We start from the raw sequence: 13309 nt of genomic DNA, 5'->3' as shown, positions 1-13309 counted from the left end.
AACACAGCTCAAGCCAGCGGCCAACCACCGCCAACCCGCCCAACCGAGCCAATTGCTATTAATTTGATAGCTGCTCGTGCTTAACAAACAAGCACGAGCAGCCCAAAACACCTCAAGCCCCTGCCGCAGGCCAATCCACCACCACCCCGCACCCACGCCCCACCTCCCCCACCACCGCCAGCCACGCCCCATGCCGCTGCGCGACCACCTGGCACAAGGCCAGACCCGTGCCCAGCCCGGCAAACTCGCTCTCGCGGTGCAGCCGATGGAACACACCGCCCAGCCCGGCCGCGCGCGCGGTGTCAAAGCCCACGCCGTTGTCCAGCACCTGCCAGCGCACGCGCCCCGGCACCAGCGGCCCGGCGGCAGGCCCGACGTGGATGCGGGCCACGCTGCGCGGCGCGGTGAACTTGAGCGCGTTGTCCAGCAGTTGCACGAGCACCTCGCGCAGCTGCGCGGCATCGGCCGCCAGCGGGGGCAGCGTGGCCAGTGCCGGGGCGATGTCCCACTGCACCGTACGGCCCGCGGCGCGCGGGGCGCACTGGGCCTGTACTTCTTGCAGCACCGCCGCCAGCGCCACGGGTTGCACCTGCTGCGGGGCACGGCCCGCACGCGACAGGGCCAGCAGCGCATCGAGCATGGCGGCCATGCGGCGGGACGATTGCTCCATGGTGACCACAAAGCCCAGCACTTCGTCCACCTGCGCGGGGCGCGGCGCGGGCAACTCCTGCAGCAGCTCGCGCACCAGCCCGCCGTAAGACGTCACGTGGCGCAGCGGGGCACGCAGGTCGTGCGAGACGCTGTGCATGAACGATTCCTGCGCGGCCCGCAGCGCGGCGCATTCGGCGCGCGATGCGGCCAGGGCGGCCTGCAGCGCGGGCACGTCGGTGGGCAGGGGCTCGGGCGCTGCCTCGGCGCGCGGCGCAGGCGCGTCGGGCCAGGCGGTCGGCGCGAACACCGGCGGGGCCTCGGCCGCAGCGGTGCCTGTGGGGTGGGGGTCAGGGGGCGTGGGGTGCATGCGCTCTCCGTGTTGCGGGCGGGTGCTGTAGTGGCCCAGCAGGGCACCGGTGTGTGCGGCTGCTGCAGGCTGCGCGCCCGTGGGGCGCGGGCGCTGCCCGCACCGCCGCTCAGCCGCCCGGGGCTTTTTTGGCCGGGCGCTGCCAGCCGGCAATGCCCACCTGCTTGCCGCGGGCCACGGCCAGCGCGCCTGCGGGCACGTCTTTGGTGATGGTGGAGCCGCCGCCCACGGTGGCGCCGTCGCCCACCGTCACCGGGGCCACCAGCACGCAGTTGCTGCCCACGTGCACGTCGTTGCCCAGCACGGTGCGGTGCTTGTTCGCGCCGTCGTAGTTGGCGGTGATGCTGCCCGCGCCGTAGTTGACGCGCTCGCCCACGGTGGCGTCGCCCAGATAGGCCAGGTGGTTGGCCTTGGCGCCGTCGGCCAGGCGGCTGTTCTTGACTTCAACGAAGTTGCCAATGTGCACCTCGCGCCCCAGCTCGGCACCCGGGCGCAGCCGCGCAAACGGGCCGACCAGCGCGCCTTCGCCCACGCTGGCACCGGCCTTTTCGCCGTCGATGTGGGTGTAGGGGTGAATGACCGCGCCCGCCGCGATGCGTGCGTTGGCAATGCAGCAATGCGCGCCGATGCTCACGCCCTCGCCCAGCTCCACGCGGCCAGTGAAGACGCAGTTCACATCGATCTCGACGTCGGCCGCGCACACCAGCGCGCCGCGCACGCCCGTGCGGGCGTCGTCGCGCACGTCCAGGCGCGCCGGGTCGGCCAGGCGCACGCCCTGCTCCATCAGCGTGCGGGCGGTGCGCAGCTGGTGGGCGCGCTCCAGTTCGGCCAGCTGCAGCGGGCTGTTCACGCCCGCCACCTGCAGCGCGTCGTCAATGCGGTGCGCCACCACGGGCACGCCGTCGGCCACGGCCATGGCGACGATGTCGGTCAGGTAGTACTCGCCCTGGGCGTTGGTGTTGGTCAGCCGGGCCAGCCAGCCGGCCAGGCGCGCGGCCGGGGCGGCCATGATGCCGCTGTACACCTCGGCAATGGCGCGCTGCGCGGGCGTGGCGTCTTTGTGCTCGACGATGCCCTGCACCGCGCCCTGCGCATCGCGCACGATGCGGCCGTAGCCTGTGGGGTCGGGTAGCGTCACCGTGAGCAGCGCGAGCTGTTCGCCGCCGCTGGCGGCCACCAGCGCGGCCAGCGTGTCGGGGGCCGTGAGCGGCACGTCGCCCGAGAGCACCACCGCGGTGCCGTCGCCCGCCAGCGCGGGCACCGCCTGCTGTACGGCGTGGCCGGTGCCGAGCTGCGGCTCCTGGCGCACGCAGCGCGCGTCCAGCCCGTCGGCCGCAGCGCGCGTGGCCACATAGGCTTCCACGGCGTCGGCCCCGTGTCCGGTGACGACCACGGTGCGCCGCGCCTGCAGGCTCTGCGCCTGCGCGAGCACATGGCCCAGCAGGGGCCGGCCGGCCAGGCGCTGCAGTACCTTGGGAATGCGGCTTTTCATGCGCGTACCTTTGCCGGCCGCCATGATGATGATGTCGAGTGCTGTCATGGATGTGTGCGATGGGCGCAGCCGCCCGGCGGGCGCTGCTTGCAGCGCGCATTATCGGCCGCGGGGGGTTGGGGCCACAGGCCCAACACCTCGGCACACAGCGGCGGCGGCCTCGGCTGGCAAGCACTGCACACGACGGCGCAGCCGGGCCACAGCGCGCCTATTATCAGGCCCAGTCGCTATGCTTTTAATAGCTGATCGTACTTGAATTTGCTAGGCCTCAGACCACTTGCATGCCAAGGCGCACGCAGCAGCGGCCGGGTGCGCCGTGCGGCGCCCGCGCGGGACTCCGGCAGCGGCTCAGAGGCCGTCGCACACGCGGGGCACGCCTTGTGCAAGCCGCCCCCGGTGCGTTCCCCGGTGCCGCAAGCGCCAGAGACCATAGGCCACCAGCCCCTGCCACAAGGCCGCCGCCGGAGCACGCAGCGCCGCCACGGCCTGGCCCAGCGCCTGCCAGGCCTGGCGCACGTCGGCCGCAGCAGCCGCCCGGGCCGGTCTTGGGTCTGCCAGAGCATTGGCCTGCCACACCGCCAGCGCATCCCAGCGCAGGGCCACGGGCTCGGCCGCCTGCGGGCTGTGCCACGGCTCCAGCACCGCATGCTGGCCAGGCTGCAGCACCCGCCGGGCCCCGGCTTCGAGCACTTCGTCGCAGCCCGGCCTCTGCCCGCCCGGCCCGGACACCGTCAGCCACACACGGCCACGGGCCACCTCCAGCACCCCCGCCCAGGCCGGGCGCAACGACAGCGCCTGCCCCGCGCGTACGGCCCAGGTGCCTGGCAGCGGCGGGTGGGCTGCACCTGTCGCGCAAGGCGCGACCGATTGTTGCAAAAAAAGCATGGCAGACGACTCCATGGCGACTCCTTTCCAGCGCAGAGCGACTGTGCTCTGGTGTTGGAATCATGCGCAAGCGGGGCTGCACAGTCCAATGAAAACCGGCTAGGCTATTGATACCTGAATCGCATCAATAAAACCCGTGGACACCCTGGGACCCGACGGCAGCGCAGCCCCTGCGGGCAGCGCCATACCGCGCCTGCGCACCCGCCCGGTAGGCGCGGGCCACTGGCGCACTTTTCTGGCTGTGGCCCGGCACCTGAACTTTCGCGCCGCCGCAGACGAGCTGGCGCTCACGCAGTCGGCCATCAGCCGCCAGATCCAGGCGCTGGAGGACGAGGTGGGCGTGCCGCTGTTCCTGCGCCACACCCGGGCGGTGGAGCTGACCAGTGCCGGCGCGCAGCTGCAGCGCGCCGTGGGCCCTGCGCTCGAACGCATCGACCTGGCCGTGCGCCAGGTGCGGCACAGCGCCGGGCGGCGCAGCGTCACCATCACCACACTGGCCAGCTTCGCGTCGATGTGGCTGATCCCGCGCATGGAAGACTTCCAGCGCAAGCACCCGGGCATCGACCTGCGCATTGACGCCAGCGACGCCACGGTGGATCTGGAAACCGCCGACGTGGATCTGGCGGTTCGCTACAAGCTGCCAGGCCCTTCCGTGCAGGGCGGCCAGCGACTGTTTGGAGAACAGCTGGCGGTGGTGGCCAGCCCCTGGCTGCTGCGCAACACGCCGCCGCTGCGCACGCCGCAAGACCTGGCGCATTGCACGCTCATCGAGGCGGGCGATGTTTACCGCAGCGCCCACCTGCAATGGCTGACCTGGCGGCGCTGGCTGGACACGCAGGGCTGCCCCAAGCTGGAGCCCGCGCGCTGGCTGTATTTCAACTACGCGCACCAGATCGTGCAGGCCGCTCTGGCCGGCCAGGGGCTGGCGCTGGCGCGCATGCCCCTGATCGCCGATGCGCTGGCGGCCGGCGATCTGGTGGAGGTCATGCCAGGCCGGCGGCTCGATTCACCGCTGGCCTACTGGCTACTGGTGCCGCCGCGTAGCAGTGGCCAGCCTGAAGTGCAGGCATTCGAGGCCTGGCTGCTGCACGAAGCCCGGCGCACGCGCGAGGCGATCGGCGACGGCCCCGACCCTGACACGCTGGACCAGCTGGATTGAGCCCCCCCGCCGCAGGCGCGAGCGTCGATCGGCAGGGTGCGGATCCGCCCGATCAGGCCAGCGTCACACGGGCGAACTTGCGCTTGCCCACCTGCACCACATAGGTGCCTGCCGGCAGCTTCAGGCCCTTGTCGCTCACGGCGCTGCCGTCCACGCGCACACCGCCGCCCTCGATCAGGCGGTTGGCTTCGCTGGTGGACGGGGCCAGGTTCGCCTGCTTGAGCAGGGCGCCAATGCCCAGGGGCGCACCGCTGAGGCTGAGCTCCGGAATCTCGTCCGGAATGCCGCCCTTGGAGCGGTTGATGAAATCCTGCTCCGCCGCATCGGCCGCAGCCGCGCTGTGAAAGCGTGTGGTGATCTCCTTGGCGAGCATCACCTTCGCATCCTTGGGGTTGCGCCCGCCGGCCACCTCGGCCTTGAGCGCGGCGATCTCGGCCAGGCTCTTGAACGACAGCAGCGTGAACCAGTCCCACATCAGCGTGTCGCTGATGGACAGCACCTTGGCAAACATGGTGTTCGCGTCTTCGGTGATGCCGATGTAGTTGTGCTTGGACTTGGACATCTTGTCCACGCCGTCCAGCCCCACCAGCAGCGGCATGGTGAGCACACACTGCGGCTCCTGGCCGTATTCCTGCTGCAAATGACGGCCCATGAGCAGGTTGAACTTCTGGTCGGTGCCGCCCAGTTCCAGATCGCTCTTGAGCGCCACCGAGTCGTAGCCCTGCATCAGCGGGTAGAGAAACTCATGGACGCTGATCGACTGGCCGGAGGTGAAGCGCTTGTGGAAGTCGTCACGCTCCATCATGCGCGCCACGGTGTACTTGGCGGCCAGCTGGATCATGCCGCTTGCGCCCAGGGGCTCGCTCCACTCGCTGTTGTAGCGAATCTCCGTGCGGGCCGGGTCCAGCACCAGGCTGGCCTGGCGGTAGTAGGTTTCGGCGTTGGCCTGGATCTGCTCCTTGGTCAGCGGCGGGCGCGTGCTGTTGCGACCCGAGGGGTCCCCGATCAGGCTGGTGAAATCGCCGATCAGGAAAATCACCTGATGGCCCAGATCTTGCAGCTGGCGCATCTTGTTGAGCACCACCGTGTGGCCGATGTGGATGTCGGGCGCTGTCGGGTCGAGCCCCAGCTTGATGCGCAGCGGCTGGCCCGTGGCTTCCGAGCGGACGAGTTTTTTCACCCACTCATCCTGGGGCAGCAGTTCTTCGACGCCACGCAGCGAGACTTCCAGCGCGTGCCTTACACCATCGGAGAGCTCGGGGGTTGTAACAGCGGATTGATTCATAAGGGTTTTTTGGGATGTAGGCACCAGATGCGCCGCTATACTTCGTGCCACTTTGCAAGGGCGGATTCTAGTAGTCCGGCACCCCGTGCCGGCATAGGCCACGCAGGTGGCCCTTCCGCCCTCTCACCACCGACCCTCTGGCAGGGCCGCGTGGGCATCAACAGATCCTGGGGATAGACCATTGACTCACGGCTTGAACACTGCCAGCCAGGCATTGCTTGAACGACTGTCCCAGGGCATCCAGCAACACCCCAAGCGGGTCACCGCAGTGCTCGCCGCCCTGCTGCTCACAGGCGGCGGCGGCGCTTTCGCAGTCGCGGCCCTTACGCCCGAACCCAGCGACATCCCTGTGCGCCAGGTCACGCATGCGGTGGATTCTCAGGCGGACGAAAACCTGCTTGCAGCGCTGGAGGCCCCCGGTTTCTCGCTGTACCGATCGGAACAGATCCGCAGCAGCGACACCCCCGAATCCCTGCTGCAGCGCATGGGCGTGGCCGATCCGGCCGCCGCCGCTTTTTTGCGCGGTGACGCTGCGGTTCGGCAAAACCTGCTGGGCCGCACCGGACGCATGGCCACGGCCGAAACCACCGACGACCACCGCCTGGTGCGCCTGACGGCCCGCTGGACGCCGGACGACAGCGGCAATTTCCGCCGCCTGGTGGTCGAGCGCAGCGGCGACAAATTCAGCTCGCGCGTGGAAACCGCCCCGCTCGTAGCCCGCACGCGGCTGGCTGGTGGTGTGATCCAGAGCTCGCTGTTTGCCGCCACCGACGCCTCCAACATTCCGGACGCCGTGGCCATCCAGATGGCCGAGCTGTTCTCCAGCAGCATCGACTTCCACCGCGCGCTGCGCAAGGGCGACCGTTTTGCCGTGGTGTACGAAACACTCGAGGCCGACGGCGAGCCGCTGCGCGCGGGCCGCGTGATCAGCGCGGAGTTCCATAACAACGGCAAGACGCACCAGGCCGTGTGGTTTCAGGAGCCCGGCTCCAGCAAGGGTGCGTACTACACGCTGGAGGGCGAAAGCCTGCGCCGTGCCTACCTGGCATCACCCGTGGAGTTTTCGCGCGTGACCAGCGGTTTCAAGATGCGCATGCACCCGATCCTCAAGACCTGGCGCGCGCACCTTGGCACCGACTACGCAGCCCCCACCGGCACGCCGGTGCGCACCGTGGGCGATGGCGTGGTCGAGTTTGCGGGCGTGCAGAACGGTTTTGGCAACGTGGTCTTCGTCAAGCACCGCAACCAGCATGTGACCGTGTACGCCCACCTGAGCCGCATCGACGTGCGCAAGGGCCAGTCGGTCGAGCAGGGACAGACCATCGGCGCCGTCGGCGCTACCGGCTGGGCCACCGGTCCGCACCTGCATTTCGAGTTCCGCGTGAACGGCGTTCACCAGGACCCGCAGACCATCGTGGCGCAAAGCGAGGCCGCAGCCCCCGTCTCGGCCGCTGCACGTCCGGCGTTCGACCGGCTCGCACGCTCCATGCGCACCCAGCTGGGCTCGGCCGAGCTGATCATGCAGGCCAGCGCAGAGTAAGCGCGGCCTGCCGCCGCTGCGCCGCGCCTGGCGCAGCGGGCATTTCCATCCCACCGGCCGCAACATGGCATCTTCCTTGTTCATCGGCCTGATGTCGGGCACCTCGCTGGACGGGGTAGACGGCGTGGTGGCCCACATTCCCCCAGAGGGCACACTGCGCGTGCTGGCCTACGCCTGCCAGCCTTTCGCCCCCGCGCTGCGTGCAGAGTTGCTGGCCCTGAACCAACCTGGCCCGGATGAGCTACACCGCGCGGCCCTGGCCGGCAATGCTCTCTCCGAAGCCTATGCAGAGGTGGTCGCCGAGTTGCTGCGTGCTGCCAGTGTGGCTGCTTCCGACATTGCAGCCATCGGCGCCCACGGCCAGACGGTGCGACACCGTCCGCGGGCCTTCGACGGCACGGGCTACACGATCCAGTTGGGCAATCCCAGCCTTTTGGTCGAACGCACCGGGATTGATGTGGTGGCCGACCTGCGCAGCGCCGACGTGGCTGCTGGCGGGCAGGGCGCACCGCTGGTACCGGCCTTCCATGCCGAAGCGTTCGGACAACGGCATCCAGCGCCCTTGGTGCTGAACATCGGCGGCATTTCCAACCTCAGCGTGCTGCAGCCTGAGGCCGTGCTGGGATTCGACTGTGGCCCAGGCAATGTGCTACTGGATCTGTGGTGCCAGCGGCATACTGGCGCCGCTTACGACGCCCATGGCGATTGGGCGGCCCAGGGCCAGGTGCATGCCACACTGCTGCAGCGACTGCTGGAAGAGCCCTTTCTGGCCCTGCCTGCGCCCAAAAGCACGGGCCGTGATCTGTTCCACGCCCGATGGCTCGACGCCCATCTGCAATCGATGCCCGCCCTGCCTGCGGTGAATGTCCAGGCCACCCTGACCCGCTTTACAGCCCGCTGCTGCGCCGATGCGGCGCGCCCGTATGGCCTTGGCATCGCCCCGATGCTGGCTGTCTGCGGTGGCGGCGCATTCAACCGGACACTCATGGCCATGCTGGGCGATGAGTTGCCTGGCTGGAGCGTGGTCAGCACCGATGCATTGGGCCTGCCGCCGCTGCAGGTAGAAGCCACGGCATTTGCATGGCTCGCCGCCCGGCGTGTGCGCGGCCAGGTCGGCAATCTGCCGGCCGTGACCGGAGCGTCAGGCCGGCGCACGCTGGGGGCCTGGCATGCGCGCCCGCTGGCGCACCCATCCAGTCCCTGAGAGCACCGAGCCACAAGCCCTTGCCCATGCAAAAAGCGGCCCGCAGGCCGCTTTTTGGCGTAAGCGCCAGGATCGCTCAGACCGAGAAGCTCGAACCACAGCCACAGGTCGTGGTCGCGTTCGGGTTCTTGATCACAAACTGCGCGCCCTGCAGGTCTTCCTTGTAGTCGATTTCGGCACCCAGCAGATACTGGTAGCTCATCGCATCGATGAGCAGCGACACGCCATTCTTGGTCATGGTAGTGTCATCGTCGTTCACGATTTCATCGAATGTGAAGCCGTACTGAAAGCCCGAGCAGCCACCGCCCTGCACGAATACTCGCAGCTTGAGGTCGGGGTTGCCCTCTTCTGCAATCAGGTCCGCCACCTTGGCCGCCGCACTGTCGGTGAACAGGATCGGGGCGGGCATTTCGTTGGACACGTTTTCGGCGACTGCACTCATGGGGAACTCCGTCTGGGACATCTGAGGCGAAATACTACTGCAAGCTTCTCGGGAATTTCGGTCACGAAGCATTTGACGCCAACTGCAGTGGGGGCTTTTCCTCCACCAGTTCGGCCACCGGGCACATCTGACCGGCAATCACGGCACCCTGATGCATCTCCAGCGACTTGTAGTGCACATTGCCGGTGACACGGGCCCTGGGCTGCAACTCCAGCAGCTCGGCCGCGTGGACGGGGCCCACGACGGTGCCGTTGATGATCACATGGTCGGCGTGCAACGTACCTTCGACCTGGGCGGTCTCCGAAATCACAAGCAGGCTGGGCTGCTCGGCACGCGCACGGACATCCCCGATCACCTCGCCATCAATCCGCATACCCTCAGAGAACAACAGATCGCCTTCGACCCGGGTACCCTGAGCGATCAGGCTTTTGAGAGGGGGTTGTTTCTTGCGCGAGAACATGGGCAGCAGCTCCAGCAGGCCTGGGGCCCGGGTTTGGCAGGGATCATCAGTCGAGGGCGGTCGTCTGGGTGGAACGCACGGCAGTGCCGTCGAGCACGCGCGCGGTCACGGTTTTTACCACGGCCCCGGCGGGCAAAGCCTGCAGCCCTTCCAGCCGACGGTACTGGCGCAACTGCAACGCTTGGGCGGGCACCGTGTGGCTCCAGGGCTGCCCCTCCAGCACGCCCTGCAACTGCAGCTCGATCCGGCCGTTGAACTCCGGGGCATTGCGCTGCGGCTGCATCACCAGCACCTGCCAGCGCAGCTGACCGTCGGCCAGGCGCTCGGCCTGCAGGCTTCGGATGGCCAAGCCCTCACCCCGCGCCGACGGAATCAGCTTCTCGAAAAAGCCCAGGTCCTCGCGCAACGCCCTGTTTTCCGCTTCCAGCTGGCGAAGCTGGCCTTTGAGCACCTCGCTCGTGGTGCGCTCGGCCGTGAGAATCGACTGCGCAGTGTTCGCCACAGTCTGCTGCTGCTGCGCCTGCTCGCGCAATTGCGCCACTTCTGCACGCAGGCGCACCAGTTCTTCGCGCGAGCCGGCCTCCAGCCCGGCAATGGAGCGGCCAAACTCAAAGGCCCAGAGCGCCACGGCCGCACAGAATCCCAGCACCACCGCCAGCACCAGCCAGCGCACGGGCCACGGCAGCGCACTGCGCACCGCAACGCGGGGCGCGCTGATGGTCAACCGGCGGCGTAGAAGTCGAAAACGCATGGGCGGAACGGGCAAACGCGAAAGAAAACGCGCACCATAAACGAAAAAGCCGCCCGAAGGCGGCTTTTTGAGCAGACGGTTCGCCACAAAAAGCGGCGGAACCGGCTCCCACAGCGATCAACGCTTGGAGAACTGCTTGGCGCGGCGTGCAGAGTGCAGACCGACCTTCTTACGCTCGACTTCACGGGCGTCGCGCGTCACGAAGCCGGCTTGGCTCAGTGCGGGCTTGAGCGACGCGTCGTAGTCGATCAGGGCGCGGGTGATGCCGTGGCGGGTGGCACCGGCTTGACCGGATTCACCACCACCGTGCACATTGACCTGGATGTCGAAGGTTTCGACATGGTTGGTCAGCACGAGCGGCTGCTTGGCGATCATGATCGAGGTTTCACGGCCGAAGTACTGCTGGATGTCCTTGCCGTTGATCGTGATCTTGCCGGAGCCCTTTTTCAGAAACACGCGGGCGACGCTGGATTTGCGACGGCCCGTGCCATTGTTCCATTCACCAATCATCTCAAGACTCCTTAGATTTCCAGCGCCTTGGGCTGCTGAGCGGTGTGCGGATGTTCGGCACCGCCGTACACCTTGAGTTTCTTGATCATGGCGTAGCCGAGCGGACCCTTGGGCAGCATGCCCTTGACGGCCTTCTCCAGCGCGCGGCCGGGATGCTTGGCTTGCAGGTCACGGAAGTTGGTCGCCGTGATGCCGCCGGGGTAGCCCGAGTGGCGGTAGTACACCTTGTCGAGCGACTTGGTGCCAGTGACCTTGAGTTTGGAGGCGTTGATGACGACGATGTAATCGCCGGTATCAACGTGAGGCGTGTAAATGGCCTTGTGCTTGCCGCGCAGACGGAGGGCAACTTCGCTGGCTACCCGTCCGAGCACCTTGTCGGTGGCGTCAATCACAAACCACTCATGCACGACCTCAGCGGGCTTTGCGCTGAAAGTAGACATGGTTGTTCCTTTGGGGAGACGTGGTTTGGCGGTCCTTTTCCACGGTCGGTGTTTCTCTGATGGAAACCTCTTAGGTGGGATCAATCGCTTCGCCGCGGGACTGCAAAAACGCTGCGAAGCCCGCTATTATACAAAGCCGCTCATTTTGTAGGCAAGCACCGCCAAACGCGGCCCTTGCGGCACGGCCTGCGTCAGTTGGGCGTCTGTTGCTGGCGCTGGATTTCCAGCTCGGTCCGGCGGCGCGACTCCACGCACACCGGATGATTGAACTGTCCGGGCTTCTGGCATTCTTGGTGGATGCACAACGGCCGGGCAAGAAACCCGGCGTCGGCGCACGCCTCTTGCGGATTGGGAGGGCGTGGCGCGGGCTTGGGTTTGGGCGGCGGGGGCGGCGGCTCAGGCGGCGGTGGGGGCTCGGCCACCACCGCGGGAGCCGGGGGCGCCACCGGCTCGCTGGCTGGCTTGCGCGCGGTACTGCGCGCAGCCGCGCGGCTCGGCGGTGCGGAAGCGGGCGATGAAGCGCGCGACGCCCCCGCCATGGCGGCCGATACCGACTGGGCGGACGGCTCCGCCGCCACAAGCGCCGCCGACGCACCGAGATCGGCTCCTGCGGGCTGTGGCACCGATTCGGGTAGCGAAGCGGTCGTGATGAGCGGACGCGGCGGATCGGCCATTTCGGTGATGATCGAGTCCTGCTTCGTCTTGGCCGTACGGAGCCAGCCTGCCCAGGCAGTGACACCCGCCACGCCCAGCACCAGCACGCCCACGCCCCACCAGCCGAGCGCCGCGGCCCGACGCCCGCGGGGCTTGGAGGGCGACGCGTCCGATGCCTCGCGGCGGCCGGGCTTGCCGCCGTGGCGCCGCGTAGGAATGGCTCCGCGCCCGTCGGGCTTGGGGTCAGGGGCAGGGGCCACGGAATCGCCGTCCAGCATCAAGGTGCTGTCGCCCGCATCGATGAAGACGGTGTCCGCCACATCGCGAGGGTCGTAAGCGCGCGTGACTGCATCGGCCGGCGCTGAGGCCACCGCCGTCTCCAGCGGCACCGACACCGCATCGGCGGCTGGCATCTCCAGCGCCGGCCCAGGCGGATCGGCCGGATCGCGCCAGATGTCGCCCAGCTCTGCGCGGAAATCGAAATGCTCCACGCCTTCCGGTGGGGCCGTCATCTGCATGGCCGCTAGAAAGGCATCGATGGTCGCGGGCCGGTCTTCGGGCTGCAGGGCGAGCGCCCCAGACACCGCGGCCACGAAAGGCGCCGAGTACTCGACGCCGAACTGGCGCTTGACGGTTTTGGCCACGCGCGAGAAAGGCACCATGCGGTCGCGGATTGAGCGCAGCGTGGCCGGCAGGGGCGTGTCATTGCACAAGCAGCCGTAGACAACTGCGCCCAGCGAATACAGGTCGCTCCATGGGCCCTGGCGCAGGTCGCTGTCGCCCTCGGCGTACTGCTCGATCGGCGCGTAGTTCACCTTGAGTACGGCCGTGTGTTTGCGGTCCTGGTCGTTGATCGCGTGGCGCGCCGCCCCCAGGTCCAGCAGCACCGGCGGGCCGTTGTCCTGCAGAAAAATGTTGTCGGGTGAGATATCACGGTGCAGCGTCTGGCCATCGTGCAGCACGCGCAGCGCACCGAGCACCGACCACAGCACCTTGCGCAGCCAGGCCTCGGGCGGCGGCGTGCGCATGCGGGACCGCGCCTGCTTGAGGGTCATGCCGCTGTACAGGGGCATGACCATATAGGCCGTGTTGTTCGCCTCCCAGAAACGGAACACCTTGACCAACGAGGGATGGTCGAACTGAGCAAGCAGCCGGGCTTCTGCCACGAAGGAGGCCAGACCCGCGCGGTACGAAGCCTGGTCGCCCGCCGAACGCACCCACAGCGACTGCCCCTCGGACCGCCCGGCCAGGGCCGTGGGCATGTATTCCTTGATGGCCACCGCCCGGTGCAGCGAGTGGTCGAAGGCCTCGTACACCATGCCGAAACCGCCCACCCCCAGCAGCGCACGGATCTCGAACTCGGCCAGGCGCGCGCCCACGGGCAGAGCGTCCACGTGGCTCACGCCGCGTGCTGGACTCGGGCTCGACAGGTCGTTCATGGTGGTAGCGTGCAAGACAAATCAGCCCGT

13 protein-coding genes are annotated in these 13309 nt (G+C 68.0%); 3 read left to right on the top strand and 10 right to left on the bottom strand.

The features are described from left to right. Nucleotides 1-112: 112 nt before the first annotated feature. The 3 genes from ABD866_RS08360 to ABD866_RS08350 all read right to left on the bottom strand — a co-directional run bounded on the left by ABD866_RS08360 (nucleotide 113) and on the right by ABD866_RS08350 (nucleotide 3395). The gene (locus tag ABD866_RS08360) at nucleotides 113-1018 is read right to left on the bottom strand and encodes a sensor histidine kinase (RefSeq protein WP_345063184.1); all 906 of its coding nucleotides are present in this window, start codon (nucleotides 1016-1018) and stop codon (nucleotides 113-115) included. A gap of 109 nt (nucleotides 1019-1127) precedes the next feature. Then, entirely contained in the window at nucleotides 1128-2558 is a 1431-nt protein-coding gene (glmU, locus tag ABD866_RS08355; RefSeq protein WP_345063182.1) for a bifunctional UDP-N-acetylglucosamine diphosphorylase/glucosamine-1-phosphate N-acetyltransferase GlmU, read from the bottom strand. 300 nt (nucleotides 2559-2858) lie between these two features. After that, nucleotides 2859-3395 carry a DUF2917 domain-containing protein gene (locus ABD866_RS08350; RefSeq protein ID WP_345063180.1) on the bottom strand — a complete coding sequence of 179 codons (537 nt, stop codon included), beginning with the start codon at nucleotides 3393-3395 and terminating at the stop codon, nucleotides 2859-2861. Nucleotides 3396-3531: 136 nt separating this feature from the next. Between ABD866_RS08350 and ABD866_RS08345 the strand changes: the two genes are divergently transcribed. Further along, nucleotides 3532-4554, top strand: coding sequence for a LysR substrate-binding domain-containing protein (locus ABD866_RS08345; protein ID WP_345063178.1), 1023 nt, complete (start codon nucleotides 3532-3534; stop codon nucleotides 4552-4554). A gap of 52 nt (nucleotides 4555-4606) precedes the next feature. Here the strand turns inward: ABD866_RS08345 and tyrS are convergent, their stop codons facing one another. Then, nucleotides 4607-5839 carry a tyrosine--tRNA ligase gene (gene tyrS, locus ABD866_RS08340; RefSeq protein WP_345063176.1) on the bottom strand — a complete coding sequence of 411 codons (1233 nt, stop codon included), beginning with the start codon at nucleotides 5837-5839 and terminating at the stop codon, nucleotides 4607-4609. A 181-nt stretch (nucleotides 5840-6020) separates the two neighbouring features. Here tyrS and ABD866_RS08335 point away from each other — a divergent pair, with 181 nt between their 5' ends. After that, nucleotides 6021-7379: a peptidoglycan DD-metalloendopeptidase family protein gene (locus tag ABD866_RS08335; RefSeq protein ID WP_345063174.1), complete on the top strand. Its 1359-nt coding sequence runs from the start codon at nucleotides 6021-6023 to the stop codon at nucleotides 7377-7379. Nucleotides 7380-7443: 64 nt separating this feature from the next. Then, nucleotides 7444-8583, top strand: coding sequence for an anhydro-N-acetylmuramic acid kinase (locus ABD866_RS08330; protein ID WP_345063172.1), 1140 nt, complete (start codon nucleotides 7444-7446; stop codon nucleotides 8581-8583). A 76-nt stretch (nucleotides 8584-8659) separates the two neighbouring features. On the opposite strand, the gene erpA is transcribed toward ABD866_RS08330, so the two are convergent. The 6 genes from erpA to ABD866_RS08300 form a co-directional block, all read right to left on the bottom strand. Further along, nucleotides 8660-9025, bottom strand: a complete 366-nt coding sequence (gene erpA, locus ABD866_RS08325; protein ID WP_345063169.1) for an iron-sulfur cluster insertion protein ErpA — start codon at nucleotides 9023-9025, stop codon at nucleotides 8660-8662. Between the two features lie 61 nt (nucleotides 9026-9086). After that, nucleotides 9087-9485: a bactofilin family protein gene (locus ABD866_RS08320; RefSeq protein ID WP_345063166.1), complete on the bottom strand. Its 399-nt coding sequence runs from the start codon at nucleotides 9483-9485 to the stop codon at nucleotides 9087-9089. Nucleotides 9486-9531: 46 nt separating this feature from the next. After that, complete coding sequence (locus tag ABD866_RS08315) at nucleotides 9532-10236, bottom strand: DUF6776 family protein (RefSeq protein ID WP_345063163.1); 705 nt, start codon at nucleotides 10234-10236, stop codon at nucleotides 9532-9534. Between the two features lie 117 nt (nucleotides 10237-10353). Next, the gene (rpsI, locus tag ABD866_RS08310) at nucleotides 10354-10746 is read right to left on the bottom strand and encodes a 30S ribosomal protein S9 (protein WP_345063160.1); all 393 of its coding nucleotides are present in this window, start codon (nucleotides 10744-10746) and stop codon (nucleotides 10354-10356) included. An 11-nt stretch (nucleotides 10747-10757) separates the two neighbouring features. After that, nucleotides 10758-11186 (bottom strand): 50S ribosomal protein L13, encoded by a 429-nt coding sequence (gene rplM, locus ABD866_RS08305; RefSeq protein WP_345063157.1) that lies wholly within the window; start codon nucleotides 11184-11186, stop codon nucleotides 10758-10760. Between the two features lie 191 nt (nucleotides 11187-11377). Then, nucleotides 11378-13279, bottom strand: a complete 1902-nt coding sequence (locus tag ABD866_RS08300; RefSeq protein WP_345063155.1) for a serine/threonine protein kinase — start codon at nucleotides 13277-13279, stop codon at nucleotides 11378-11380. Nucleotides 13280-13309: the final 30 nt, after the last annotated feature.

Origin of the sequence: Acidovorax lacteus, from assembly GCF_039540375.1 — a bacterium.
Taxonomy (GTDB): domain Bacteria; phylum Pseudomonadota; class Gammaproteobacteria; order Burkholderiales; family Burkholderiaceae_C; genus Acidovorax_G; species Acidovorax_G lacteus.
The sequence above is the reverse complement of the archived record's forward strand: the minus strand, read 5'-3'. Positions and strand labels throughout refer to the sequence as shown.

Coding starts and splice junctions, on each gene's coding strand:
- ABD866_RS08360 (WP_345063184.1), bottom strand. CDS start 1,018: ATGCACCCCACGCCCCCTGACCCCCACCCCACAGGCACCGCTGCGGCC.
- glmU (WP_345063182.1), bottom strand. CDS start 2,558: ATGACAGCACTCGACATCATCATCATGGCGGCCGGCAAAGGTACGCGC.
- ABD866_RS08350 (WP_345063180.1), bottom strand. CDS start 3,395: ATGCTTTTTTTGCAACAATCGGTCGCGCCTTGCGCGACAGGTGCAGCC.
- tyrS (WP_345063176.1), bottom strand. CDS start 5,839: ATGAATCAATCCGCTGTTACAACCCCCGAGCTCTCCGATGGTGTAAGG.
- ABD866_RS08330 (WP_345063172.1), top strand. CDS start 7,444: ATGGCATCTTCCTTGTTCATCGGCCTGATGTCGGGCACCTCGCTGGAC.
- erpA (WP_345063169.1), bottom strand. CDS start 9,025: ATGAGTGCAGTCGCCGAAAACGTGTCCAACGAAATGCCCGCCCCGATC.
- ABD866_RS08320 (WP_345063166.1), bottom strand. CDS start 9,485: ATGTTCTCGCGCAAGAAACAACCCCCTCTCAAAAGCCTGATCGCTCAG.
- ABD866_RS08315 (WP_345063163.1), bottom strand. CDS start 10,236: ATGCGTTTTCGACTTCTACGCCGCCGGTTGACCATCAGCGCGCCCCGC.
- rpsI (WP_345063160.1), bottom strand. CDS start 10,746: ATGATTGGTGAATGGAACAATGGCACGGGCCGTCGCAAATCCAGCGTC.
- rplM (WP_345063157.1), bottom strand. CDS start 11,186: ATGTCTACTTTCAGCGCAAAGCCCGCTGAGGTCGTGCATGAGTGGTTT.
- ABD866_RS08300 (WP_345063155.1), bottom strand. CDS start 13,279: ATGAACGACCTGTCGAGCCCGAGTCCAGCACGCGGCGTGAGCCACGTG.